The sequence below is a fragment of the Litchfieldia salsa genome, assembly GCF_900104555.1.
Taxonomy (GTDB): domain Bacteria; phylum Bacillota; class Bacilli; order Bacillales; family Bacillaceae_L; genus Litchfieldia; species Litchfieldia salsa.
Window position 1 is genome coordinate 16,628 of the sequence record NZ_FNJU01000006.1, and the last position, 24,668, is coordinate 41,295.

Consider the following 24,668-nt stretch of genomic DNA (forward strand, 5'->3'; position numbering starts at 1 on the left):
ATGGCTATTAATGCAGGAATCTAAATAAATTATTTTATATGAACGAGCTTTGAAGGGAGAAAAAATAAATTGACAGCAGCAGTTACATACGAGCTTATCAAGACATGTAAGCAAACAGGAGCAAGACTTGGTAAGGTTCATACACCACATGGTTCTTTTGATACCCCAGCATTTATGCCTGTAGGAACAATGGCAACCGTAAAAACAATGGCACCTGAAGAATTAAAAGAAATGGGCTCTAATATTATTTTAAGCAATACTTACCACTTATGGCTAAGACCAGGACACGAAATCATTAAAGGTGCTGGTGGATTACACAAGTTTATGAACTGGGATCGAGCAATCTTAACCGATTCAGGTGGATTCCAGGTATTCTCTCTAAGTCAATTTAGAAAAATTGAGGAAGAAGGCGTACATTTCCGCAACCATCTAAATGGAGACAAGCTATTTCTATCACCAGAAAAAGCAATGGAAATTCAAAACGCTCTTGGTTCAGATATTATGATGGCGTTTGACGAATGTCCACCATATCCGGCTGAGTTTGATTATATGAAGAAATCTGTTGAGCGTACAAGCAGGTGGGCAGAACGTTGTTTACAGGCGCATGCAAGACCACAGGACCAAGGGTTATTCGGTATCATTCAGGGTGGAGAATATGAGGAGCTTCGTAAACAAAGTGCAAAGGACTTAGTTTCAATGGATTTCCCTGGTTATGCAGTCGGTGGTTTATCAGTTGGAGAACCGAAAGATGTAATGAATCGAGTTCTTGAATTTACGACACCACTTATGCCATCAAATAAACCAAGATACTTAATGGGAGTAGGTTCACCTGACTCATTAATTGACGGAGCGATTCGTGGAATTGATATGTTTGATTGTGTATTACCTACTCGTATTGCTAGAAATGGAACACTCATGACAAGTGAAGGTCGACTTGTTGTGAAAAATGCAAAATATGCAGAGGATTATGGTCCAATTGATCCGAATTGTAGCTGTTATACATGTAAAAATTACAGCAGAGCCTATATTCGTCATTTAATAAGATGTGAAGAAACATTTGGAATAAGACTTACTACTTATCATAATCTTCATTTTCTGTTAAAATTGATGGAGCAGGTTAGGCAGGCCATTATGGAAGACCGTCTTGGTGATTTCCGTGAAGAGTTTTTTGAGCAATACGGTTTCAATAAACCGAATGCAAAGAACTTCTAACTTGTTACGGTAGTGGAGCTAACGTTAGTCAATTTCAGTTATACGTAAATTCCGTTATCATCCGATTTTGACTATTCATTTTATAGGTGAAAGTTCAAAGTGAAAAGTATCTTTTGAAAGGGGTGAAAAAGAATGGAAGGAATTTTAGGTACAGTTGGTCCTTTAATCTTAATGTTTGCGATTTTTTATTTTCTATTAATTCGTCCACAACAAAAACGTCAAAAGGCTGTTGCGAAAATGCAATCAGATCTTAAAAAGGGCGATAAAGTTGTGACAATTGGTGGTATGCATGGAATCGTTGATGGTATTGATGAAGAAAAGGTCATCGTTAAAGCAGGCGATGGAGCTCGTCTTACATATGATCGACAAGCAATCCGTGATGTGAAGAACGACTAACATATTAATAAAAAAGAAGCTGATCCATAGGAACAGCTTCTTTTTTATTAAGCATTATTTCTAGTTGGTGGTGTGGTCATATTCACCCCGAAGATTCCACCAATCATTGCTGTAGCCAGGAATCCAAGGTGATAAATGCTTTGCTCTGTTGAAAAGAGGGTATCATGTCCTAAATACTGAAATAAGAAGACGATTAAGCTGTATAGAATTCCTGTGGCACCACCCATTAACCATCCTTTTTCTTTTCCTTTTCCGCCAGACACAAATCCTCCAACAAATAAGGTTAAAAAAGAGATCGCTAGAATAATCCATGTGAGTGATTCTTCTTCTATTGATGTGAATTTTAATAATAATGAGAAGATTAAGCTTGTTAAGATAATAATGATAAAAATCGTCGCAACCCCATAACCTGTAGCCAATCCAATTTTCTTCATTTTTTTTCCTCCTCCCCAACCGTCATTTCTATTTAGACAAACAGAACTGTCCTAGTACGAGCATATTCATGTGCAAAAAAAAATAGAATACAAATATTTTTTGGGACTACCATCATATGATGTAGAAGGGAATAGTTTTGAATGATCATGAGACTGTCCCAAAAGCAAAGTGTCGGGCACTTATGGGACGGCCTCATTTATTTTTGAAGTGATGTGGACATGGAAGGGGATCGAAGAATGGTTACAACGTTGGCGCTAGTGATATTTGTCCTAAGTTACATAATTATTATGTCTGAGAAATTTGATCGAGTCTTAATTGCATGTACTGGTGGCGTGTTAATGCTGATTGTTGGAATTTTCACAGTGGAAACAGCATTTGTAGAATATATAGATTGGGGTACAATCGCATTATTATTTTCAATGATGGTTATTGTAACCATTACGAGTAAAACAGGGGTGTTTGAATTTATTGCGATTAATTTAGCTAAATTGGTGAATGGAAGAGGTGTACCTCTTTTATTTGTGGTTTCGATTCTTACAGCAGTAGGCTCTGCTTTTTTAGCTAATGTAACGACCGTTTTATTACTGGTTCCAATTGTTTTAACATTAGTGAAAATTCTTCAGGTGCCAGCTGTGCCTTACTTAATTGCAATTATTATTTCTTCTAATATTGGTGGTGCAGCAACATTAATTGGTGATCCTCCAAACATTATGATTGGTCAGGCTGTCGAGCACCTCACATTTAACGCGTTCTTAATCCATCTTTCGCCAATTGTTACCCTGATTTTTTTTCTCACTTTAGCAGGGCTATCTCTTCTTTATTGGAAGAGACTAAAGGTATCAAGAGAAAATCAGTTAAAGTTACAAAAAATTAATGCGCTGGAATATGTCACTTTTGACTCAGTATTGGTTAAATCTTTAAGTGTGCTTGTACTTACGATTTCTGGATTTATCTTTCATCCTTTCATACACGTCGAATTAACGAGTGTCGCTATGGCTGGTGCGCTACTTCTATTGCTTTTAACACATCAAGAGCACCGTACTGACGAGGTTTTTAAACAGGTTGATTGGGGAACCTTATTCTTCTTTATAGGCCTATTTCTACTTGTTGGTGGATTGGAAGAGGTAGGAGTAATTGATGAAACAGCAAGAGGAATTATTTATTATACTGAAGGAGATTTGCCAAAAACGGCTATGCTTGTGCTTTGGTTAACTGGAATCTTATCTGGTGTTGTTGATAATATCCCGTTTGTAGCTGCAATGATTCCTGTCATACTGGAATTTAAGGAATATGGGATGACCAACCTTGATCCTTTATGGTGGTCGCTAGCATTAGGAGCATGTTTAGGTGGGAACGGCACCCTTTTAGGAGCTTCTTCAAATTTGGTAGTAGCCGGTTTAGCTGCAAAGGCAAAAGAAGAGGTAAATTTTTTAGAATTCATTAAAGTAGGTTTTCCAGTTGTCATCGTTTCGCTTATTATCTGTTCGGTATATGTCTATTTCCGCTACTTAGTTCCGTTTCTTTAGGGAAGGTGAAATAATTGGTAAATCCTGAGGCTTATTTTTTATGTATAGATGCTTAAACTATGATAGGAATATTCGTATTCTGTAGCTTATTATGTGTTAAGGAGTGCAAACTTTTGGAATTGTATATCGCGATTGTGGCTAGGACGCTTTTTCTGTATGTATTAATTGTCATTATTTTTCGTTTAATGGGTAAGCGGGAGATAGGTGAGCTTAGTATATTAGACTTGGTTGTTTTTATAATGATTGCAGAAATGGCCGTACAAGCGATAGAATCCCCTGAGGATCCATTACTTCACACCATTTTTCCGATGATAATCTTAATGAGTATTCAAATCCTCTTAGCCTATATTTCCCTAAAGAGTCAAAAATTTAGAGAAATCATGGATGGAAAGCCTGCCGTTATTATTAACCAAGGAAAAATTGATGAAGAAGAGATGAAGAAACAGAGGTATAACTTTGATGATTTGCTCATTCAACTTCGTGATAAAAATGTGAAGAATGTATCTGATGTGGAATTTGCAATACTAGAACCATCTGGAAAGCTATCAGTGTTAGAGAAGAATAAAAAGACATTAGAATGGCCTCTTATTTTGGATGGAAAGGTACAAGAAGAGAACTTAGGCAAAATCAATAAAACAAACTTGTGGCTAAGGCAGCAACTGCGAGAGCTTGGGCATAGAGACTTAAAACAGATCTCGTACTGTACGTATACCAATGGAACATTGTTTATCGATTTAAAAGATGAAAAATAAAACAAGTAACCAGATTATGTGGTTACTTGTTTTTATTGTGCGGAAGAAAAACGGATAAGGGACGCCCTATATAAGGAATTTTGAGCATTTCTTCCTTTTTAATTAAATTAAAGACGAATAATAAGACGCAATAAACAACTGAACAAACAGTAAGGGAGATTAATGTCTTGGACGAAAGCGCAAGTTCACTAGAGAGAGAAACATAGGTGTAATGTCCAGCAATTCCTGAGCCTACCATTGTGAAGAAGCTCTTAATATAATCTCTTACATAGAAACTATAAGATATGACTTTAACGATTGTTGTGAAATGTAATAAAGTAACCAAAATCATGCCAACCATGATTCCTAAGGCAGCACCCATAATACCAAGTGAAGGTTGAGATGCTAGGATAAAGATCAGTGCTGTTTTAACAACAGCTCCAATAATACTATTAATCATTGCTGCTCTTGCTAAGTCTAAAGCCTGAAGGGTGGCTTGCAAGGGTCCTTGAAAATAATAAAAGATACAAAACGGCGCCATTACCTTAATAAAAATTGCCGCGTTACTAGTTCCGTACATTAACTCCATAACTGGATCAGCAAAGACATATAAAACAACAACCGCCAACCCACCAGTTACAAGTGATAAGCGAAGGGCCTGCTTCAGACGATGTTCAATTAACAACGTTTGTTTTTGTGCTACGGCCTCACTAATAGCTGGAACAAGAGAGGTTGATAAAGCAGCAGTAATGAAAGATGGCAAAAACAGTAATGGTAGTGCAAAACCAGTAAGCTCACCATATTGCCTTGTAGCAAGATGGGTGACGACACCAGCAATTGCCAAACTTTGTGCCACTACTATAGGTTCAAAGAACCAAGATAATGATCCGACAAGTCGGCTACCAGTTGTAGGAATGGCAATTCTCATTAAATCATGGAAGGTTGATTTTCCTGCTTTGACCGCTTGAAAAAAGTTTGTCCGTACTTTAATCCTCTTTTTGGTTTTAAACATCCAGAACATATACAAGAGGGATACTAGTTCCCCAATCACAGCTGAAATCATTGCACCTGCTGCAGCATATTCAATTCCATAAGGTAAAAAGGCCTTCGTACAAATAGCAACTAATGTGATTCTCACAACCTGCTCGATCACCTGAGAATAAGCGGCAGGTCTCATGTTCTGACGCCCTTGGAAATAGCCACGTAAGACAGACGAGAGTGCGATAATTGGAACAATAGGTGAGATTGCTAAAAGCGGATAATACACACGAGAATCTGTAAATAAGGTTTCCGATAGGACAGGTGCTAGGAAAATCATTCCTGGTGTAAAGATTAGGCTTAATGCACCAGTAATCGATAAGGAGACAACAAGAATTTTCTTTATTTTCCCACGATCACCCTTGGCCTCAGCTTCTGCAATTAATTTTGAGATGGCAACAGGAAGCCCAATTTGGGTTAAAGTAATGGTTAGGACGAATGTTGGGACAGCCATCATATAAAGACCAACACCCTCTTCACCTATTAACCTTGCAACCACGATTCGATTAATGAACCCTAAAACCCTGGTAATGAGACCAGCTATTATTAAAATTAGCGTTCCTTGTAAAAATGATTGTTTCGACATTCAATTCCCTACCTTCTCAAAAAAGGTGTTATCATTTACAATTAACTATATGCATTATAGGGGGCCAAGCATGACAAGTATTATTTGAAACGATAATGAATACGAATAAAAAGAGTAATCTTTTTATGAGGTGATATAATGAAGGAAGCGTTGAGAGATTTTCTAGTCAAACATTTAGATTTTTTACCCCCAGAGTTAATTGTAATTGTCATATCAGCAATGCCTATTCTTGAGCTTAGAGGAGGTCTACCGTTAGCATACATATATTATGAGTTTGATATAATTTACTCTGCAGTTATAAGTATAGTAGGGAATATTTTACCAATAGCTCCATTATTATTGCTCTTCAAGCCAATAAGTTCACAACTAATGCGATTTAATTGGTACAAAAAATTGTATGATTGGTTATATCATAGAACGATGAATAAGAGTGGGAACGTCGAAAAATATGGTGCCATTGGCTTAATCTTATTTACAGCCTTACCATTACCAACAACAGGTGCTTGGTCTGCTTGTGTAGCCGCATCGCTATTCGCTATTCCATTTCGATATGCATTCATTTCAATTTCAATTGGTGTACTGATAGCTACAATCTTAGTAAGCCTAGGTCTACTATCATTTTCGATTTTTTAAAAAGAAAAGGAGGATCGAGTATATGGAGAATTTTTTCGATCAATATAGGGATGAAGTACAACCTGCATTAAAAAGTAAATTGGAGGAGTTTATTCTATTTGGCTATGATTCTGTGACAGAAGAAGAACTATGGCAATATCTTTGTAAGAAAAAGTGGAAGAGAGAACGTGAGGCTAAGCTTTTATATCAAATAGTGAATGATATTTTATCTGTAAAAATAGGGGAATATATGAATTTTGCAACAGTTGAAGCGTTTAAATCGCCAGATTGGTTTGGCAATCAAGGGAAAGATGAATTAAGTAAGCTTTTATAAATATATACAGTGGCCTTTCCCTGTTTGATTGACAGGGAAAAACCGTTGTTTCATAATGGGATTATTGACGCAAGTTGGAAATCATTCGTTTTCTTACATATTAAAGGAGGCACTAAATCGTAATGGTTAAAAGAGGACGCATTGTTGCGTTTTTCCTTATTGTATTGTTACTTGCTGGGACAATGGGATTGACGACGAACAACATTTTAAAGAACATTAAGCTTGGACTAGACTTACAAGGTGGCTTTGAAATCTTATATGAAGTCTCCGAAGCGAATGAAGGAGATGTAATTGACAGAACTGCCCTTGTTAGTACTGTTAATGCACTTGAAAAGCGTGTGAATGTTCTTGGCGTTAGTGAGCCGAATATTCAAATCGAAGGCGAAGACCGTATTCGCGTTCAATTAGCTGGTGTAACTGATCAAAATAAAGCAAGAGAAATTCTTTCAACTGAAGCTACACTAACCTTTCGTGATATTAATGATCAGGTTTTACTAGATGGGACTGATTTAGTAGAGGGTGGAGCGAAACAGGAATTTGATCAAGAAAACCGTCCAGCCGTAAGTATTACCTTAAAGAGTGCAGACAAATTTAGACAGGTGTCTGAACAAGTATACAACATGGGAGAAGGTAGTAACCTTCTTGTTGTCTGGTTGGATTTTGAAGAGGGTGTTGATTCCTTTGCAGCTGAAGCAGCAAAACCACAGCCTAAATATCTATCAGCACCAAGGGTTGGTGAAATCTTTAACCAAACCAGCGTACAAATTCAAGGTAATTTCACCATTAAAGAGGCACAAGAACTTGCTGCATTATTGAACGCAGGTTCACTACCAGTTAAACTCGATGAAATGTACTCTACTTCTGTTGGAGCAAAGTTTGGTGAACAAGCCTTAGATAAGACGGTATTTGCAGGTATTATTGGTATTCTTATTGTTTTCTTATTTATGTTATTGGCATATCGATTACCAGGTGCAATTGCAATCGTTACTCTTAGTGTGTATATATACTTGATTTTACTTGTATTTGACTGGATGAATGGGGTCTTAACTCTTCCAGGAATTGCAGCATTAATACTGGGTGTGGGGATGGCAGTAGATGCCAATATCATTACCTATGAACGAATTAGAGAAGAGTTAAAGCTTGGGAAAACAGTCATGTCAGCTTTTCGAGCTGGTAATAGAAGGTCTTTAGCTACGATACTTGATGCTAATATTACAACTCTATTAGCTGCAACAGTATTGTTTATGTTTGGAACAAGTTCGGTAAAAGGCTTTGCAACAATGTTAATCATTAGTATTTTGGTTAGCTTCATTACAGCGGTTTATGGTACCCGCCTATTACTAGGCTTAATCGTTAATAGCCGTTTTATGGACAAGCGTTTAGGACTATTCGGTGTTAAGAAGTCAGAGGTAGCCAATATAGCTGATATTGATGATGATACGGAAGTGCCTACTAGATTTGATAAGGTAGACTTTGTTAAGCATCGTAAAAAGTTTTTCGTATTTTCTGCTCTCTTAGGGGTTGTGGGGATAGGATTATTATTAACGTTGAAACTTAACTTAGGGATTGATTTTGATAGTGGTACAAGAATTGAAATCCTTTCTGATCAATCACTGACAACTACTGAGGTTAAGGCTGAGTTAGCAAAACTAGACTTAGAACCTAGAGATGTGATCCTATCAGGTAATAACAATGAAATAGGAGTGGCTCGTTTTCTAGGGGTACTTACAAAAGAAGAGATTGCAGAGGTTAAAGAACATTTTAATGAAGTGTATGGTGCCGAGCCAAGTGTAAGCACAGTTTCACCTACAGTAGGTAAGGAACTTGCACGTAATGCGTTCATTGCTGTAATGATTGCTGCTATTGGGATCATCATTTATGTAACCATTCGCTTCGAAATGGTGATGGCCATTGCTGCAATTGTAGCGTTATTTCATGATGCCTTCTTCATCATTATTATGTTTAGTATTTTTAGGTTCGAGGTTGACATTACCTTTATTGCGGCAGTGCTTACGATTGTTGGTTATTCGATTAACGATACAATTGTTACATTTGACCGAATTCGAGAATTATATAAGAAGAAAAAGAAAGTTAAAACATTTGATGATCTTGCTGAGATTGTTAATAAAGGGTTACGTCAAACCTTTACACGTTCCCTTTATACAGTGTTAACAGTCGTCATTACGGTTGTGGCATTGCTTATCTTTGGTAGTGAATCAATTCGTAATTTCTCACTCGCTCTTCTGATTGGTCTAATATCTGGAACGTATTCTTCACTTTTCATTGCTTCACAGCTATGGCTTGTGTGGAAAAGTAAACAATTAGGAAAAAGCCAACAAAAGAAATCTGATGAAACTGAATTAGAGCCTGAAGTCTAAAAATAATCACTAAAAGTCGTGGAAGATTCCACGACTTTTTGCATGATAAATGCTAAAAGTATACTTAATGTAGTGATGAACCTCTTTTTTGGATACAATAATCAGATGAGCTAAGCATACAAACCAAGGGGTCAAACACATTAGGATTTTCATGAGGGAAGGAAGGTTGGATGTTGGAAAAAGATCGTTTTAAACAAGCCGAATTTGCTGCCATCCTCGGTGTAATAGGAAATATTGTACTAGCTGTTATCAAATACATCGTGGGTGTTATGTCAGGAAGTAAGGCATTAGTAGCAGATGCGGTTAACTCTGCTTCAGATGTAGCTGGTTCCATTGCGGTATATATAGGTGTACGTGCTGCCAAACAGCCACCTGATGAGGACCATCCTTATGGTCATGGTAAAGCTGAGTCAATTGCTGCGATCGTTGTTGCAGTTTTGATGTTCCTCGTTGGAATTGAAATTGGAAAATCCTCTATCGAATCCTTTTTCATACCGATTGAAGCGCCGAAATCATATGCAATCTATGCACTCGTATTTTCGATCATAATTAAAGAAGCGATGTTTAGATATAATTATAAATTGGGTAAGAGAATTAAGAGTGATGCGATAATCGTAAACGCTTATGACCATCGTTCAGATGTTTATTCATCTCTTGCTGCTCTAATAGGGATTATTGGTGCCATTATTGGAGAAAGAATCGGGATATCTTGGCTCGTTTATAGTGATCCCGTGGCTGGTGTATTTGTATCACTTCTAATCTTAAGGACAGCCTATAAATTAGGGAAAGAGTCCATACATACTTCATTAGATCATGTATTACATGATGAAGATACAAAGGAATTAAGAGATGCCATTCTGACAATTCCAGAAGTGAAGACAATAAATGCATTACAAGCAAGAGAACATGGACATTATGTGATTGTTGATTTGAAAATCTCAGTCGATCCTTATATGACAGTGGAAGATGGACATAAAGTAGGGAAAAAGGTAAAAGGAAAATTATTACAAGTTGATCATGTTCACGATGTTTTTGTTCATATTAATCCATACTCAGAGGATGATAATCAGGTTAGTCAGGGAGTTGATTCAAATTAAAGGACAATGGAGTTTAATTCTAGCTTTTTTATTCGCTTTAATCGTGGCAATCTTTGCTGTGATTAACGTTGATTCAGTAGAGGTTAACTATTTATTTGGCACAGCGTACTCGCCATTAATTCTAGTTATTCTAACCTCGGTATTTATGGGAGGAATTATTGTTGCGTCAGTAGGAGTATTTCGCTATTTCCGATTAGCAAGAAAAGTTAAGCAACTTGAAAAAGAAAACCTGTTACTCAAAGAACAAGCACAACAGAACACAATCGAGGAACATGAAGAACCACTTTCATTGGAAAAACCTGATAACGAATAACTGGAAATAATCCGATTCAATTGAAACCCCTCAGTCCCTCTAGTATAATAAGAGGGTTGAGGGGTGAACTTATGTTAAAGTCAAAAACACGTTGGGAAGTTAATCCTGTTGAGCAAGAAGTAGTAAATTTATTAGTCACTGAATTAAATATTGCACCTCTTGTTGCATCGTTGCTCGTTAACCGTGGAATAAGTACGGTTGAAGATGCACGAGATTTTTTATTTATAGAGAACTCTGAATTTCATGACCCATTCCTATTAGATGAAATGGACATAACAATAGAGAGAATACGAGCTGCCATAGAAAACAATGAAAAGATTCTAATCTTTGGGGATTATGATGCTGATGGAGTAAGCAGTACAACGGTACTCTTAACGGCTTTAAGAGAACGTTCAGCACAAGTAGACTTCTATATACCTAATCGATTTACAGAAGGATATGGGCCTAATGAGGCAGCATTTAGGTGGGCAAAGGAAAGTGGCTACACATTAATCATTACAGTTGATACCGGAATCTCAGCACTACATGAAGCACAGGTAGCAAAAGACCTAGGTATAGATCTGATTATTACGGATCACCATGAGCCAGGCCCCGAATTGCCTAATGCTTTTTCCATTATCCATCCGAAAAAAGAAACATGCTCATATCCATTTAAGGAACTTGCTGGAGTGGGTGTTGCGTTTAAGGTGGCACATGCCCTACTTGGTAGAGTACCAGAAGAGTTACTAGAAATAGCTGCGATTGGAACGATTGCAGATCTTGTTCCATTGCATGGAGAAAACAGGCTTTTAGCGAAAAAGGGAATTTCTGCATTAAGAAAAACTACACGCCCTGGGATAAGAGCGCTACTTAAGGTATGTGGAACAGAGCAAAGTGATGTAAGTGAAGAAACCATTGGATTTGCTATTGGTCCAAGAATAAATGCTGTAGGTCGATTAGACTCTGCCGATCCTGCAGTACATCTCTTGATGACAACTGATCCTGAAGAAGCTAGAGAATTAGCAGAAGAAGTAGATTCCTATAACAAGCAGCGTCAACAATTAGTGAATGAAATGACGAAAGCTGCTATTGAAGAAGTGGAAAGCAACTTTCCACCTGACCAAAATAGTGTTTTAGTAATAGCTAAAGAAGGTTGGAATGCAGGTGTCGTTGGAATAGTTGCATCACGCCTCGTGGATCGTTTCTATCGTCCGACAATTGTTCTGAGCATTGATCATGAAAAGGGGACAGCTAAAGGTTCTGCTAGAAGCATAGAGGGATTCAATCTGTATGAAAATCTATCATTATGCCGAGAAATCCTTCCACATTTTGGGGGACACCCAATGGCTGCAGGAATGACCCTTGGGCTAGAACATGTTGACGAACTTCGGAATAGACTAAATGGACTTGCAAAAGAACAACTAACGGAAGAACACTTTATTCCTGTCACAAAGGTAGATGTTGATTGTGAACTGTCAGAAGTTTCTCTTGAAACAATTAGTGAAATGGAGCTCTTAGCGCCATTTGGTATGAATAATCCTAAGCCGAAAGTTAGGTTAAAGAACGTTTCAATTGGAACAATAAGAAAAATTGGTTCTGACCAAAATCATTTAAAAATTACATTTGAAGATAATGGTTTATCTCTTGATAGCATTGGTTTCGGTCTTGGAGAAGCATATAATGATGTTTCACCAAGTGCAAAAATGTCAGTCATTGGTGAGCTCTCAATTAATGAATGGAACAATTTCCGAAAACCACAAATTATGCTACAAGACATAGCGATTAATGAATGGCAATTATTTGATTTTCGTGGAAATAAGAAGTTAAACGAGTCTATGTTACAAATCTCAAAAGAAAAACGAAAATTAATAGCATTTAGTGAACACATATTAACGAATCCAGTCTATCGTGAGCACAAAGATGAAATAATAGTTATAAAAGAGACCGAGCAGGCTCGTCATTTTTCTTGTGAGGATATGTATCTATGCTTGTTAGACCTTCCAAATGATGAAGAATTGATCAGATTGCTCCTAGAACCTGTTTTACCTAATCGGATCTATACCTTTTTTAATAGTAATAGTAACGAAAGCCATTTCTTTAGTACAATTCCAACGAGAGAGCATTTTAAATGGTTTTATGGATTCTTGGCTAAAAGAGGAACTTTTGATATGAATAGACATGCTTTTGACCTTGCGAAGCATAAAGGTTGGTCTAAAGAAACAATTGATTTCATCTCAGAGGTGTTTTTTGAATTAGAATTTGTTAAGATAGACAAGGGAATCATCTCATTATCAAATCATGGCCAAAAACGAGATTTGACTGAATCGAAAACTTACCAATTAAAACAACAACAAATTGAATTAGAAAATAAATTTTTGTATTCATCTTATCAGCAACTTAAGCATTGGTTTGATTCTATTAACAATGGTTCGCTTAAATTTGAGGAGGCAATGAAGTAATGGATCTAAGGAATTATGTCACAATTGTACCAGATTACCCGAAGGAAGGGATTTTGTTTAAGGATATCACTCCGTTAATGAACGATGGAGCTGCATATAAATATGCGACAGACCAAATTGTTAAATATGCACAAGAACGAGAAATTGATCTTGTGGTAGGCCCTGAAGCAAGAGGGTTTATCATTGGTTGTCCTGTTGCTTATTCTCACGGAGTAGGTTTTGCTCCTGTTCGTAAAGAAGGGAAACTTCCACGTGAGGTAATTAGACAAGAATATGGTCTTGAATATGGTAAAGATGTTCTAACTCTTCATAAAGATGCGATTCAGCCTGGCCAACGTGTATTAATTACAGATGATTTATTGGCAACAGGTGGTACAATTGAAGCGACAATCAATTTAGTAGAAGAGCTTGGTGGAATTGTTGCTGGTATTGCGTTTATCATAGAGCTTACCTATTTAGATGGTAGAGATAAATTAGATGGATATGATGTACTAACTTTAATGCAATTTTAAAAAGGTAAAGAAATGAGCGCTCAATCAAGAGTGCTCTTTTTCTAATTATCTTTTTGTGAGGCATGGTTTGTAGGAATGGGCTCAATAAGTAAAGTAAATATAATATATATAAAGAGATTCATCAATTATGAAAAATTGTTTTTTTACACAATAATATTATCTAAATATCGTATTTACCCTAGTAAATGTTTGGAATAATAGGGGTAGGAAGAATTTTTCCTTCTATTTCCCTTTACATATTCCGAAATATTCATGATAATAAGTACAATAATTATTTTTACTTTATACTAAGTTTTATAAAAAAAGGTGATTCCATGGCAAATGAACAGGTACTAACCGCTGAACAAGTCATAGACAAGGCAAAGCGTTATTTACCAGAAAAAGATATAGAGTTTGTTGAAAAAGCGTATAAATTTGCAGAATACTCTCACAGAGAGCAATATCGAAAATCAGGAGAGCCTTATATCATCCATCCTATTCAGGTAGCAGGAATACTTGTTGATTTGGAGATGGATCCTTCTACGATTGCTGCGGGGTTCTTACATGATGTTGTAGAGGATACAGATGTAACCCTTGTTCAAATGAAGGAAGCGTTCAATGAGGAAGTGGCAATGCTTGTTGATGGTGTTACAAAGCTGGGGAAGATTAAATATAAATCCCATGAAGAACAACAAGCAGAGAACCACCGAAAAATGTTTGTTGCCATGGCCCAGGATATTCGAGTGATTTTAATTAAGCTAGCAGACCGCTTGCATAATATGAGAACACTCAAGCATCTGCCTCAAGAAAAGCAACGCCGTATCTCTAATGAGACCCTTGAAATATTTGCGCCACTTGCACATCGTCTAGGTATTTCTAAGATAAAATGGGAACTTGAGGATACAGCACTTCGTTACTTAAATCCACAGCAATATTATCGTATTGTTAATTTAATGAAAAAGAAGCGTGCAGAACGTGAGCAATACTTATCAGATGTGATTAATGAGGTAAAAGATAGGGTAGGGGAGGTTTCCATTAAAGCAGAAATTAATGGAAGACCTAAACATATCTATAGTATTTACCGAAAAATGGTCTTACAAAATAAACAATTTAATGAAATCTATGATTTACTTGCAGTCCGTATTATTGTTAGTAGTATTAAGGATTGTTACGCAGTGCTAGGTATAATTCATACCTGTTGGAAGCCAATGCCTGGACGTTTTAAGGATTATATTGCGATGCCAAAACCGAATATGTACCAATCGTTGCATACGACTGTAATTGGACCTATGGGTGATCCTCTTGAAGTACAGATTCGTACAACTGATATGCACCAAATTGCAGAATTTGGGATTGCAGCGCATTGGGCATATAAGGAAGGTAAGACAGTTGACGAGTCTTCATCGTTTGAGGATAAACTCACTTGGTTCCGTGAGATTCTTGAATGGCAAAATGATACTAGTGACGCTGAAGAGTTCATGGAATCCTTAAAGATTGATTTATTTTCTGATATGGTATTTGTGTTTACACCAAAGGGAGATGTTATTGAGTTACCTGCGGGATCTGTACCAATCGACTTTGCATATCGGATACATTCAGAAATTGGCAATAAAACGATTGGTGCTAAAATCAATGGGAAAATGGTGACATTAGACTATCATTTGAAAACTGGAGATATCATTGAAATTTTAACTTCAAAGCATTCTTATGGTCCAAGTCAAGATTGGTTAAAGCTTGCGCAAACTTCTCAAGCGAAAAATAAAATTCGTCAATTTTTCAAGAAGCAACGCCGAGATGAGAATCTTGAAAAAGGAAGAGAACTTGTTGAAAAAGAGATTAAAAATCTCGATTTTGACTTGAAAGAGGTTTTAACTTCAGAAAATATTAAACGTGTAGCTGAGAAATTCAACTTCTCAAATGAGGAAGATATGTATGCAGCAGTTGGGTATCACGGAATTACTGCAGCTCAAATTGCTACTCGTTTAACCGAAAAGTGGCGGAAAAAGCGTGATCAAGAACAGGACAAGCATGTAACAGAAGCTGTCTCAGATCTTAAACAGTTTGGCACTGGTAAGAAACGGGATTCCGGTGTGCAGGTTCAAGGAATCGATAACTTACTAATTAGATTATCTAAATGCTGTAATCCAGTTCCGGGTGATGATATCGTTGGATTCATTACGAAGGGTAGAGGTGTTTCAGTGCATCGAAATGACTGTCCGAATGTCCACTCTACTGATGCACAGCAACGACTTATACCTGTAGAGTGGGAAAGTAGTATAAATGACCGCCGTGAGTATAATGTCGAGATAGAGATTAGTGGGTATGACCGTAGAGGGCTGCTCAATGAAGTCTTACAGGCTGTAAATGAGGCAAGAACAAATATATCCTCAGTCTCTGGTAAGTCAGATCGAAATAAAATGGCAACAATTAATATGGCGATTAGTATCCAAAACATTAGTCATTTACAAAAGGTAGTTGAAAGAATTAAGCAAATACCAGATATTTATTCCGTTCGTCGGGTTATGAGTTAAAGGGGAATGTTTAATGAGGGTTGTTGTACAACGTGCGAAGAATGCAAGTGTAGTTGTTAGTGAAGAAACAATTGGACAGATATCAAATGGATTCATGTTATTGGTAGGTATCACACACAATGATACATTTGAGGATGTAAAATATTTGGCCGACAAAATTGTAAACCTTCGTATCTTTGAAGATGAAAATGGCAAAATGAATTTATCCCTTCTTGATATAGGAGGGGAAATTCTTTCAGTATCACAATTTACTCTTTATGGTGATTGTCGCAAAGGTAGACGACCAAACTTTATGGAAGCCGCGGCTCCTGATTATGCTAATGAACTTTATGAGGCCTTTAATCAAGAGTTGAAACTAAGAGGGGTTCATGTTGAAACTGGAAAGTTTGGAAGTATGATGGATGTGCAATTCACAAATGTAGGTCCTGTGACATTAATTCTTGAAAGTTAATAAGAAAAGAGCAAGGCGCCCGCTTATCGGCGACAGGAGCTAGACACAAAAAATATGTAACAACATTAATCCGTCTTAAACTAGTTAAAAAAAGGAGGCTGAAATTTCAGCCTCTTTTTATTTTGCCTTGAAATATTGCGCAAGTCCGTAAAAAATACCACTAGATACTTTTTCTTGATAACTGCTAGTATTAATCGTTAATTCCTCTGAGAGATTACTTAGATAACCTAGTTCTAGCAGTACACTAGGTTGTCGATTGGACCGGAGAACTTGATAGTTCCCACTTCTATGTCCACGATCCTTTAGACCAGTATATTTAATGATTTCAGTCTGCAGTGCTGAAGCAACAGGAACATCAATGTTCTTATAATAATAAGAAGTGACTCCGCGAACACTACTATTGTTAATACTATCATAATGTACACTTACAAATGCATCTGCATTTCGATAATGAGAAATACTAACTCTTGATGCTAAACTTACATATGTGTCACTACTTCTAGATAAATAAACATTCGCACCAGCAGCTGAAAGTTTGTCATATACAAGCTTTGCTGTTCGTAAGGTTAACGTTTTTTCATACGTCCCTCTTACTCCGACAGCACCACCGTCCCTTCCACCATGACCTGGATCTATGATAATTGTTTTGTTTTTCAAATACTGGTTAACTCCTGGTTTTTGAACAGCAGGCGTATCTCCAATCACTTGGACAATCCAACCAGCAATATAACCTACTTTGCCAGTTGAGATTTCAATTTTGTACCAGTCACCTTCCGTACCAAGGATTTTAAATGTATCGCCCTCATTTGCTCGTGCAATTACACTAGTAGAGGTAGACGCTGATGAACGGATATTTGTTCCATTATGAAGAATTTTGATCGTACTTACATTACTATCCTCTGAATGATCTGAAGAAGGAGGCACCGGGCTTTCTTTTCGTTCTATGAACCAACCAGCTACCCAACCTTTTGTGCCGTTATTAAGCTTAATTTCATACCATTTATTAGATTCTGAAAGAATAGTTACTGACTCACCTTTTTTTAAGGTGGAGACGAGCTTTCCACTTAATGTATTTTGATCTCTTACATTTAAAGTAGACGCTGTGACAATTCCAGTGCCAAGACCATTTCCGGTATTTGAATCCGTATTATTGTTAGAAGGTGCTGCTGCAATATTAATATAATCTTTATGAACAAACGCTTTCTGATTTTTGTAGCTAATTTCAATCCAATCACCTGTCGCATTTGTCACTGGAACAGTTTCACCGTTATTTAACTTTCCAATGATGCTAGCGGTTTGGCTAGGTTGACTTCGCACATTAAGGTTATTCGTTGTAATTTTGCCAGTTTTACCTGTGTTACTACTCGTCTCAGTAGGAGTGGGAGAAGTAGCCTGAGACGCTGACAAATACTGTGATGACACCCAACCAACGGTATTATTAAGTTTGATTTTTGTCCAGTTTTCATTTTTTTCAATGAATGTAGCTGATTGTCCTTTATTAATAAAGCCTGTTATTTGAAAGCTAGTGCCTGGTCCTGTACGGATTCGTAAATCATCCACAGTCGAAGTTACCGATGATGAGCTTGTAGGCTGTGGAGTAGCAGCTTCACTTGTCTTGACTAACCATGAAGCAACCCAGCCATTTAAGTTATTAGATAATTTCAATTTGTACCAGTCATTTTTCGTTTCAGTGATTGAGAATTTTTCACCCATTTTTACCTTTTTGATGACCTTATATGATAAACCAGGACCTTCCCGTACATTTAAAATTGTAGTGTTAATAGTAGCCGTTGAAGATGACGCACTAGCCCAATGATTAAAATGATTGAGCGGTGATATGGAAATAAGTATGAAGCAGAGTGCGACTTTTACTAGATGTCTTAGCAATGATAATATCCTCCTTCGTTCAAAAAACAATGTTCATTTACATTACTTCGGTAGATGTGTAAAAAAATCCTTGTAAAAATTGAAAATAAATTCAAGAAAAAGGGCAAGATACAAGTAGAGCTTTTCAATTTAAAAAAGGAGCGGATCGGTTCTATGAGATTTAGTGAAAAGGGACAGCATTCACATCAAGCAAATAACGGATTATTTGGAGTCGATCTCCATCATTTTGTGAAATCTGAACAAGATGCAACATATGTGGAATTAGCATCTGAATTTGGTATCTCAATTAAAGATGTTCGAAAACTAAAAAAGCAATTAAATCGATCTTAATAGATAGCTTTGATTAAATAAAGAGTTGCTCTTGACAAGACGATAGTTCATACGTATGATAATATAAAATTATACATATGAAAAGCTAAATATTAATAATAGAACCAGTGATGAGGAATAGTAGGTAAGATAACACATGAAAAGAGAAGAAATGCCCAAGGCTGAAAGCATTTCTGCATGATGACTTAGTGAAAGAACACCTCTTAGGTTTCACTCTGAAAAAGAGAAAACTCTTTAGTAGGAGATGGACGTATCAGGCGTTAACTGATTGAGTGGAGATTTTTCTAAAAAATCTCAACTAGGGTGGTACCACGGGAATTTAAACTCTCGTCCCTACATGAATATGTAGGGATGGGAGTTTTTTTATTTTATTTAAGAAATGCCTTTAAAAAGTAAGAAAGCAATTAGGAGGATGGCAATGTCAATGAATATACCAAGAGGCACCCAGGATATTCTTCCAGGTGAAGTTGAGAAATGGCAATATATTGAAAGAGTAGCGAGAGACGTTTGTCGACGTTTTAATTATAAAGAAATTAGAACCCCGATCTTTGAACACACAGATTTGTTTTTACGAAGCGTTGGAGACACGACAGATATCGTTCAAAAGGAAATGTATACATTTAAGGACCGTGGTGACCGAAGTTTAACATTACGTCCAGAAGGGACAGCAGCGGTCGTTCGTTCTTTTGTTGAGCAGAAAATGTTTGGACATCCATCACAACCAACGAAACTCTATTATATTGGTCCTATGTTTCGCTATGAGCGTCCACAGGCTGGTCGATATCGTCAATTTGTTCAGTTTGGTATAGAGGCACTAGGGAGTAACGATCCTGCGATTGATGCAGAAGTAATTGCTCTTGCAATGGAAGTATATCAATCACTAGGTTTGAAGAAATTAAAACTTGTAATCAATAGTCTAGGTGATAAAGATAGTAGAACAGCTCACCGTGAGGCATTAATCAAGCACTTTGAACCCCAAATAGAAGAATTCTGTGGAGATTGTAAATCACGTTTAGAAAAGAATCCAATGAGAATTCTAGATTGTAAAAAAGATCGAGAACATGAGTTGATGAAGTCCGCTCCTTCGATTTTAGAATATTTAAATGTAGAATCTAAAATCTACTTTGAGAAGGTACAGGCGTTTTTAGCTGATTTTGGTATTGAATATGAAGTTGATCCCGGATTGGTAAGAGGTTTAGATTATTACAATCATACAGCGTTTGAAATTATGAGTGATGCTGAAGGTTTCGGGGCAATTACAACACTTTGTGGTGGTGGAAGATATAACGGCCTAGCAGAGGAGATTGGTGGCCCAGATACTCCAGGTATTGGTTTTGCATTAAGTATTGAGAGATTACTTTCTGCACTTGATGCTGAAGGTGTGATACTACCATTGGAAGATTCAATTGATTGTTATGTTGTTGCTTTAGGTGATCAAGCTTCTGCAAAAGCCGTTTCACTAGTCCAGCAACTAAGAGTAAATGGAGTAAGTGCAGAAAAAGATTATTTAGATCGAAAAGTAAAAGCACAATTTAAAGCAGCTGATCGCCTTCAAGCGAAACTGGTTGGTGTCCTTGGTGATGATGAATTAGAACGTAATGTCATTAATATAAAGAATATGGATTCTGGTCTGCAGGAAGAAGTATTACTTACAGATTTTATAAACGTTGTTAAAGAAAAACTAAAATAGAGGTGGATGTATAATGTACGGTCGATCGTATTACTGTGGAGAAGTTCCTATAGAAGCAATTGGTGAAAAAGTGAAATTAAAAGGGTGGGTTCAAAAGCGTCGTGATTTAGGTGGACTTATTTTCATAGACCTTCGTGACCGCTCAGGTGTTGTGCAGGTTGTATTTAGTCCAGAGGTATCAAATGAAGCATTAACAATTGCTGAGGGAATTCGAAATGAATTTGTTGTTGATATTGAAGGTACTGTTATAGCGCGTGAAGAGGGTACGATCAATGAAAATATTAAGACTGGTCAAATTGAGGTAAAAGCAGAGAAGATTGTCATATTGAATGCTGCTAAAACGCCGCCATTTAGTATTAGTGATAAAACAGAAGTATCTGAGGATGTCCGTTTAAAATATCGTTATTTAGATTTAAGACGTACAGCAATGTATGAAACGTTCAAAATGCGTCATGATGTAACAAAAACAATTCGAAATTATCTTGATGGTGAAGGGTTTTTGGATGTCGAAACTCCTATTCTTACGAAAAGTACACCAGAAGGTGCGAGAGATTATCTAGTACCAAGTCGTGTACATCCAGGTGAATTTTATGCTTTACCACAATCACCACAGATTTTCAAACAATTACTTATGGTTGGTGGTTTTGAACGATACTACCAAATTGCCCGTTGTTTCAGAGATGAAGACCTACGTGCAGACCGCCAGCCAGAGTTCACTCAAATAGATATTGAGACTTCCTTTATGAGTCAAGAAGACATTATCGCGATGATGGAAGAAATGATGGCAACGGTTATGACTGAGGTTAAAGGACTTAAGGTTGAGACTCCGTTTCCACGCATCAGCTATGATGATGCGATGAATCGATATGGCTCAGATAAGCCAGATACACGTTTCGAAATGGAGATTGTTGATCTTTCTGAACTAGTTAAAGATAGTGGTTTTAAAGTTTTCAGTGGTGCTGTTCAAAGTGGAGGACAAGTAAAGGCTATTAATGTAAAAGGTGGAGCAGAGCAATATTCTCGTAAAGATATTGATGCATTAACAGAATTCGTTAAGGTGTATGGAGCGAAAGGATTAGCTTGGTTAAAGGTAGAAGAAGGAGAATTAAAAGGTCCGATTGCTAAGTTCTTTGACGAAAATGAACAACAGTCACTTACACAGCTGTTAGACGGTGCTGCTGGAGACCTTTTCTTATTTGTGGCAGATAAGAAATCAGTTGTTGCTGACTCATTAGGAGCACTTAGATTAAAATTAGCAAAAGAGTTAAAGTTAATCGATGAAACGAAATTCAATTTCCTTTGGGTAACAGACTGGCCATTGTTGGAGTATGATGAAGGAGAAGGACGTTACTTTGCAGCACACCATCCATTCACGATGCCAGTAAGAGAAGATTTGGACTTACTAGATTCTGATCCAGGAAAAGTAAGAGCGCAAGCCTATGACCTTGTGTTGAATGGCTATGAGCTTGGTGGTGGATCATTACGTATTTTTGAACGTGAGGTTCAAGAAAAGATGTTTAAAGTTCTTGGGTTTAGTGAAGAAGAAGCTAGAGAGCAATTTGGATTCCTCCTTGAGGCATTTGAATATGGTACACCTCCACATGGAGGAATTGCACTTGGTTTGGACAGAATGGTTATGTTGTTTGCAGGCAGAACTAATCTACGTGATACAATTGCTTTTCCGAAAACAGCGAGTGCAAGTGACTTACTAACAGATGCACCAGGAGAGGTAAGTCAATCCCAATTAAATGACTTAAGTTTGTCATTAAATGTTGAAAAATAGAGGAAGATTGTAGGTTTAGTAACCTTGAAAATCAGGTGTTTATATGTTATTATTTTGACATAAGTTAATGGCGTAAAAGTCCTGATTTGTTCGTCGTATAACCTATTGTTTTGACCGAACAATAAGTTATACGGGAGCCCGGAGTTTTTATACTGAGTACATGCCTTATCACTCTGATTAGAGGACGTATGATGATGAAACAGGGCACCCACCTGCGCGATGCGGGTTCAAAACTAAGGCAGCGACGGCAGGATTGGGACTTTTATGAAACTCTATTTTAAAATAGTTATGCCTGTGTGGAATTAACATTCTCACAGGTTTTTTATTTTTTTGGAAACAACCCTCTTATGAAATGGACTAAAAGTATGATATAGTCATAATCGGGCAAAATACATCAAACTAATAAATTACATATTGGTGCCAGGCACCTGCACCGGGATGGTTTACGTCCCGCGGGAGATCTCTGGTTCTAGTCTAAGTTATCGGTAATGGAGTGATAGAATGTTACATCAATTTTCGAGAAATGAGTTAGCGATTGGTAAGCAAGGTTTAGAAACAATGAAAAATAGCACAGTTGCGGTGCTTGGAATAGGTGGAGTTGGTTCCTTTTCAGCAGAGGCGTTAGCTCGCTCTGGAGTGGGAAGACTGATTCTTGTTGATAAAGATGATGTAGATATTACAAATGTAAATCGACAAATCATTGCTCTTTTGTCAACGGTAGGTAAACAAAAGGTGGACGTAATGAAGGATCGTATTGCGGATATTAATCCGGAGTGTGAGGTTATTGCGTTAAAGATGTTTTATACGGAAGAAACGTATGAGCAATTTTTCGAATATGGGATTGATTATGTAGTGGACGCTTCAGATACAATCTCTTATAAAATTCACTTAATGAAAGAATGTTTACAAAGGAAGATCCCTATCATTTCAAGCATGGGCGCGGCTAATAAAATGGATCCTACAAGATTTCAAATTGCAGATATCTCAAAAACTCATACAGATCCAATAGCCAAAGTTATCCGTACTAGACTTCGAAAAGAAGGGATTCGAAAGGGCATAAATGTTGTATTCTCTGATGAAAGTCCTATTGTGATTAGAGAAGAAATTCGTCAGGAAATAGCCAATGATCAGGCAAAAATTCGAAAAGCAAAGATGCCACCATCTTCGAATGCATTTGTTCCCTCTGTAGCTGGATTAATAATGGCAAGTAGAGTAATAAGTGACTTGTTAGGTGATGTTAAAATTACACGAGTAAGCGATGAAAAGAAATAGTGACTTTTTTGAACTCGGTGATTTACCGGGTTCTTTTTTTAAAAAAAAGCGATGTTATTAAGTTGAATAAAGATGTTCTACTAGACAAAAAGATTCTCATTCCCCCGGTTTTGCTTACCAACATAGTTAAAGAGGCTATCAAATCGATTGGTGCCTGACACCTATCTTGTTTGAATAGCCTCTAGATATGTTATTTTGCAAGTTGTTCAAGATTCCCGTTCTTATCCATCCTAAATGTTGGATTATTTCTGTCTTCATTATCTTCGAACATGACCATGCGACGAGCGCGGTCCATGATTTGTACAAGTGCTTGATAATCCTCTTGAATGGTAGTTTGCTCTTGAGTTAGTTTTTCAATTCTCTTTTCTAGTTGCTTATTTTTAGTGTGTAATTGTTCGTTTTCTCTTTTTAATTGGTCATTTTCCATTTTGAAGATATAGGATTGTCGATCTTCATTCCTTAAATTTGATAGAAAGGAAATGCAATCTTCGAGCGTAATAGATTCATTCGAAACCCTTGCTCCATTCGAAACCATTGATTGATCCACTGGTAATAGTTCAGTAGAAAACTCCTCAATGTGTTGTGTAGGTTCTTCTTGAGTCACCTCGTGAATCGGTTGACTACTACTCATAAAGATTGGAGTAGATATTGGTGTTGGATTGTGCTCTTTTTTGACACGATCAAGTGCTCTTTTTCTTTCTTTGCGTTGTCTCTTAGCAATGCTAATAGCTTGATCATAATTTTTTCTTACTTCAGCATTCCAGCGAAATCCACATGCTGCTGATGTCCGATTAAGTCGATCTCCAACTTCTTCAAATGCACCTAACTGTGTTCCACCCTCACGAATATATCGTAAAACTGTTTCAGCTAATAATAAATCATCTTCATGTGACCATGCATCTTGTCTAACTTTCATTCCTCTTACAACTCCCAACATTTAACTTTTCTCGTTATGTATCTATCTCTATCATGACCAGTGTTAAAGCGTTTTATACATTTTAGTAGTTTTATAAATGTATAAAGAAATAAAAATACATATAGTATTGTAAATTTTTGGTTAAAGTTGGGAACTTTTAACCGAATGACTCGTAAAAGACATATAATCTATTTAAGTTTGTTCATATGAATGAGGAGGAT

21 protein-coding genes, 1 other RNA gene and 1 other annotated feature are annotated in these 24,668 nt (G+C 36.9%); of the genes, 18 read left to right on the forward strand and 4 right to left on the reverse strand.

From position 1 onward, the window contains the following. Positions 1-69: 69 nt before the first annotated feature. Both tgt and yajC read left to right on the forward strand, forming a co-directional pair. The gene (tgt, locus tag BLQ56_RS12845) at positions 70-1,212 is read left to right on the forward strand and encodes a tRNA guanosine(34) transglycosylase Tgt (protein WP_090854833.1); all 1,143 of its coding nucleotides are present in this window, start codon (positions 70-72) and stop codon (positions 1,210-1,212) included. 132 nt (positions 1,213-1,344) lie between these two features. Then, positions 1,345-1,608, forward strand: a complete 264-nt coding sequence (yajC, locus tag BLQ56_RS12850) for a preprotein translocase subunit YajC (RefSeq protein ID WP_090854835.1) — start codon at positions 1,345-1,347, stop codon at positions 1,606-1,608. Between the two features lie 47 nt (positions 1,609-1,655). On the opposite strand, the gene BLQ56_RS12855 is transcribed toward yajC, so the two are convergent. Beyond that, entirely contained in the window at positions 1,656-2,042 is a 387-nt protein-coding gene (locus BLQ56_RS12855) for a TIGR04086 family membrane protein (RefSeq protein WP_090854838.1), read from the reverse strand. A gap of 237 nt (positions 2,043-2,279) precedes the next feature. Here BLQ56_RS12855 and BLQ56_RS12860 point away from each other — a divergent pair, with 237 nt between their 5' ends. Next, the gene (locus tag BLQ56_RS12860) at positions 2,280-3,569 is read left to right on the forward strand and encodes an ArsB/NhaD family transporter (protein ID WP_090854841.1); all 1,290 of its coding nucleotides are present in this window, start codon (positions 2,280-2,282) and stop codon (positions 3,567-3,569) included. Between the two features lie 113 nt (positions 3,570-3,682). Next, positions 3,683-4,321 (forward strand): DUF421 domain-containing protein, encoded by a 639-nt coding sequence (locus BLQ56_RS12865; protein WP_090854844.1) that lies wholly within the window; start codon positions 3,683-3,685, stop codon positions 4,319-4,321. Between the two features lie 22 nt (positions 4,322-4,343). On the opposite strand, the gene spoVB is transcribed toward BLQ56_RS12865, so the two are convergent. Next, on the reverse strand, positions 4,344-5,924 hold the full coding sequence (gene spoVB, locus BLQ56_RS12870) for a stage V sporulation protein B (RefSeq protein WP_090854846.1): 1,581 nt from the start codon (positions 5,922-5,924) through the stop codon (positions 4,344-4,346). 138 nt (positions 5,925-6,062) lie between these two features. On the opposite strand from spoVB, the gene BLQ56_RS12875 reads away from it, so the two are divergent. The 9 genes from BLQ56_RS12875 (at position 6,063) to dtd (ending at position 16,569) form a co-directional block, all read left to right on the forward strand. Then, positions 6,063-6,557 (forward strand): COG2426 family protein, encoded by a 495-nt coding sequence (locus tag BLQ56_RS12875; RefSeq protein ID WP_238457258.1) that lies wholly within the window; start codon positions 6,063-6,065, stop codon positions 6,555-6,557. 22 nt (positions 6,558-6,579) lie between these two features. Continuing rightward, a complete protein-coding gene (locus BLQ56_RS12880) occupies positions 6,580-6,870 on the forward strand; it encodes a post-transcriptional regulator (RefSeq protein WP_090854849.1) in 291 nt (96 codons plus the stop codon). Between the two features lie 122 nt (positions 6,871-6,992). Then, positions 6,993-9,248 carry a protein translocase subunit SecDF gene (gene secDF, locus BLQ56_RS12885; protein ID WP_090854850.1) on the forward strand — a complete coding sequence of 752 codons (2,256 nt, stop codon included), beginning with the start codon at positions 6,993-6,995 and terminating at the stop codon, positions 9,246-9,248. 170 nt (positions 9,249-9,418) lie between these two features. Beyond that, on the forward strand, positions 9,419-10,345 hold the full coding sequence (locus tag BLQ56_RS12890; protein ID WP_090854853.1) for a cation diffusion facilitator family transporter: 927 nt from the start codon (positions 9,419-9,421) through the stop codon (positions 10,343-10,345). Next, entirely contained in the window at positions 10,341-10,658 is a 318-nt protein-coding gene (locus BLQ56_RS12895) for a LapA family protein (protein ID WP_090855431.1), read from the forward strand. The genes BLQ56_RS12890 and BLQ56_RS12895 overlap by 5 nt, the downstream gene beginning before the upstream one ends. A gap of 71 nt (positions 10,659-10,729) precedes the next feature. Further along, positions 10,730-13,096, forward strand: coding sequence for a single-stranded-DNA-specific exonuclease RecJ (gene recJ / locus BLQ56_RS12900; protein WP_090854856.1), 2,367 nt, complete (start codon positions 10,730-10,732; stop codon positions 13,094-13,096). Beyond that, positions 13,096-13,608 (forward strand): adenine phosphoribosyltransferase, encoded by a 513-nt coding sequence (locus BLQ56_RS12905; protein ID WP_090854858.1) that lies wholly within the window; start codon positions 13,096-13,098, stop codon positions 13,606-13,608. Before recJ ends, BLQ56_RS12905 begins: the two co-directional genes overlap by 1 nt. A 314-nt stretch (positions 13,609-13,922) precedes the next feature. After that, entirely contained in the window at positions 13,923-16,118 is a 2,196-nt protein-coding gene (locus BLQ56_RS12910; protein WP_090854860.1) for a RelA/SpoT family protein, read from the forward strand. Positions 16,119-16,131: 13 nt separating this feature from the next. After that, complete coding sequence (dtd, locus tag BLQ56_RS12915) at positions 16,132-16,569, forward strand: D-aminoacyl-tRNA deacylase (RefSeq protein ID WP_090854863.1); 438 nt, start codon at positions 16,132-16,134, stop codon at positions 16,567-16,569. A 117-nt stretch (positions 16,570-16,686) separates the two neighbouring features. Here dtd and BLQ56_RS12920 read toward each other — a convergent pair whose 3' ends face one another. Beyond that, positions 16,687-18,456: an N-acetylmuramoyl-L-alanine amidase family protein gene (locus BLQ56_RS12920; RefSeq protein ID WP_175490290.1), complete on the reverse strand. Its 1,770-nt coding sequence runs from the start codon at positions 18,454-18,456 to the stop codon at positions 16,687-16,689. Between the two features lie 153 nt (positions 18,457-18,609). On the opposite strand from BLQ56_RS12920, the gene BLQ56_RS23545 reads away from it, so the two are divergent. From BLQ56_RS23545 to BLQ56_RS12940, 5 genes are all read left to right on the forward strand, one after another. Beyond that, positions 18,610-18,786, forward strand: a complete 177-nt coding sequence (locus tag BLQ56_RS23545) for a hypothetical protein (RefSeq protein ID WP_175490291.1) — start codon at positions 18,610-18,612, stop codon at positions 18,784-18,786. A gap of 98 nt (positions 18,787-18,884) precedes the next feature. Beyond that, positions 18,885-19,124: a binding site (T-box leader), on the forward strand. 80 nt (positions 19,125-19,204) lie between these two features. Then, entirely contained in the window at positions 19,205-20,476 is a 1,272-nt protein-coding gene (hisS, locus tag BLQ56_RS12925; RefSeq protein ID WP_090854868.1) for a histidine--tRNA ligase, read from the forward strand. Between the two features lie 13 nt (positions 20,477-20,489). Beyond that, positions 20,490-22,259 (forward strand): aspartate--tRNA ligase, encoded by a 1,770-nt coding sequence (gene aspS / locus BLQ56_RS12930; RefSeq protein ID WP_090854871.1) that lies wholly within the window; start codon positions 20,490-20,492, stop codon positions 22,257-22,259. A gap of 75 nt (positions 22,260-22,334) precedes the next feature. Then, positions 22,335-22,523: non-coding RNA, 6S RNA (ssrS, locus tag BLQ56_RS12935), on the forward strand. Between the two features lie 237 nt (positions 22,524-22,760). Then, positions 22,761-23,531 carry a tRNA threonylcarbamoyladenosine dehydratase gene (locus tag BLQ56_RS12940; protein ID WP_090854874.1) on the forward strand — a complete coding sequence of 257 codons (771 nt, stop codon included), beginning with the start codon at positions 22,761-22,763 and terminating at the stop codon, positions 23,529-23,531. A 190-nt stretch (positions 23,532-23,721) separates the two neighbouring features. Here the strand turns inward: BLQ56_RS12940 and BLQ56_RS12945 are convergent, their stop codons facing one another. Next, on the reverse strand, positions 23,722-24,447 hold the full coding sequence (locus BLQ56_RS12945; RefSeq protein ID WP_090854877.1) for an RsfA family transcriptional regulator: 726 nt from the start codon (positions 24,445-24,447) through the stop codon (positions 23,722-23,724). Positions 24,448-24,668: the final 221 nt, after the last annotated feature.

Coding starts and splice junctions, on each gene's coding strand:
- yajC (WP_090854835.1), top strand. CDS start 1,345: ATGGAAGGAATTTTAGGTACAGTTGGTCCTTTAATCTTAATGTTTGCG.
- BLQ56_RS12855 (WP_090854838.1), bottom strand. CDS start 2,042: ATGAAGAAAATTGGATTGGCTACAGGTTATGGGGTTGCGACGATTTTT.
- BLQ56_RS12860 (WP_090854841.1), top strand. CDS start 2,280: ATGGTTACAACGTTGGCGCTAGTGATATTTGTCCTAAGTTACATAATT.
- spoVB (WP_090854846.1), bottom strand. CDS start 5,924: ATGTCGAAACAATCATTTTTACAAGGAACGCTAATTTTAATAATAGCT.
- BLQ56_RS12875 (WP_238457258.1), top strand. CDS start 6,063: ATGAAGGAAGCGTTGAGAGATTTTCTAGTCAAACATTTAGATTTTTTA.
- BLQ56_RS12880 (WP_090854849.1), top strand. CDS start 6,580: ATGGAGAATTTTTTCGATCAATATAGGGATGAAGTACAACCTGCATTA.
- secDF (WP_090854850.1), top strand. CDS start 6,993: ATGGTTAAAAGAGGACGCATTGTTGCGTTTTTCCTTATTGTATTGTTA.
- BLQ56_RS12890 (WP_090854853.1), top strand. CDS start 9,419: ATGTTGGAAAAAGATCGTTTTAAACAAGCCGAATTTGCTGCCATCCTC.
- recJ (WP_090854856.1), top strand. CDS start 10,730: ATGTTAAAGTCAAAAACACGTTGGGAAGTTAATCCTGTTGAGCAAGAA.
- BLQ56_RS12905 (WP_090854858.1), top strand. CDS start 13,096: ATGGATCTAAGGAATTATGTCACAATTGTACCAGATTACCCGAAGGAA.
- BLQ56_RS12910 (WP_090854860.1), top strand. CDS start 13,923: ATGGCAAATGAACAGGTACTAACCGCTGAACAAGTCATAGACAAGGCA.
- dtd (WP_090854863.1), top strand. CDS start 16,132: ATGAGGGTTGTTGTACAACGTGCGAAGAATGCAAGTGTAGTTGTTAGT.
- BLQ56_RS23545 (WP_175490291.1), top strand. CDS start 18,610: ATGAGATTTAGTGAAAAGGGACAGCATTCACATCAAGCAAATAACGGA.
- hisS (WP_090854868.1), top strand. CDS start 19,205: ATGTCAATGAATATACCAAGAGGCACCCAGGATATTCTTCCAGGTGAA.
- aspS (WP_090854871.1), top strand. CDS start 20,490: ATGTACGGTCGATCGTATTACTGTGGAGAAGTTCCTATAGAAGCAATT.
- BLQ56_RS12940 (WP_090854874.1), top strand. CDS start 22,761: ATGTTACATCAATTTTCGAGAAATGAGTTAGCGATTGGTAAGCAAGGT.
- BLQ56_RS12945 (WP_090854877.1), bottom strand. CDS start 24,447: ATGAAAGTTAGACAAGATGCATGGTCACATGAAGATGATTTATTATTA.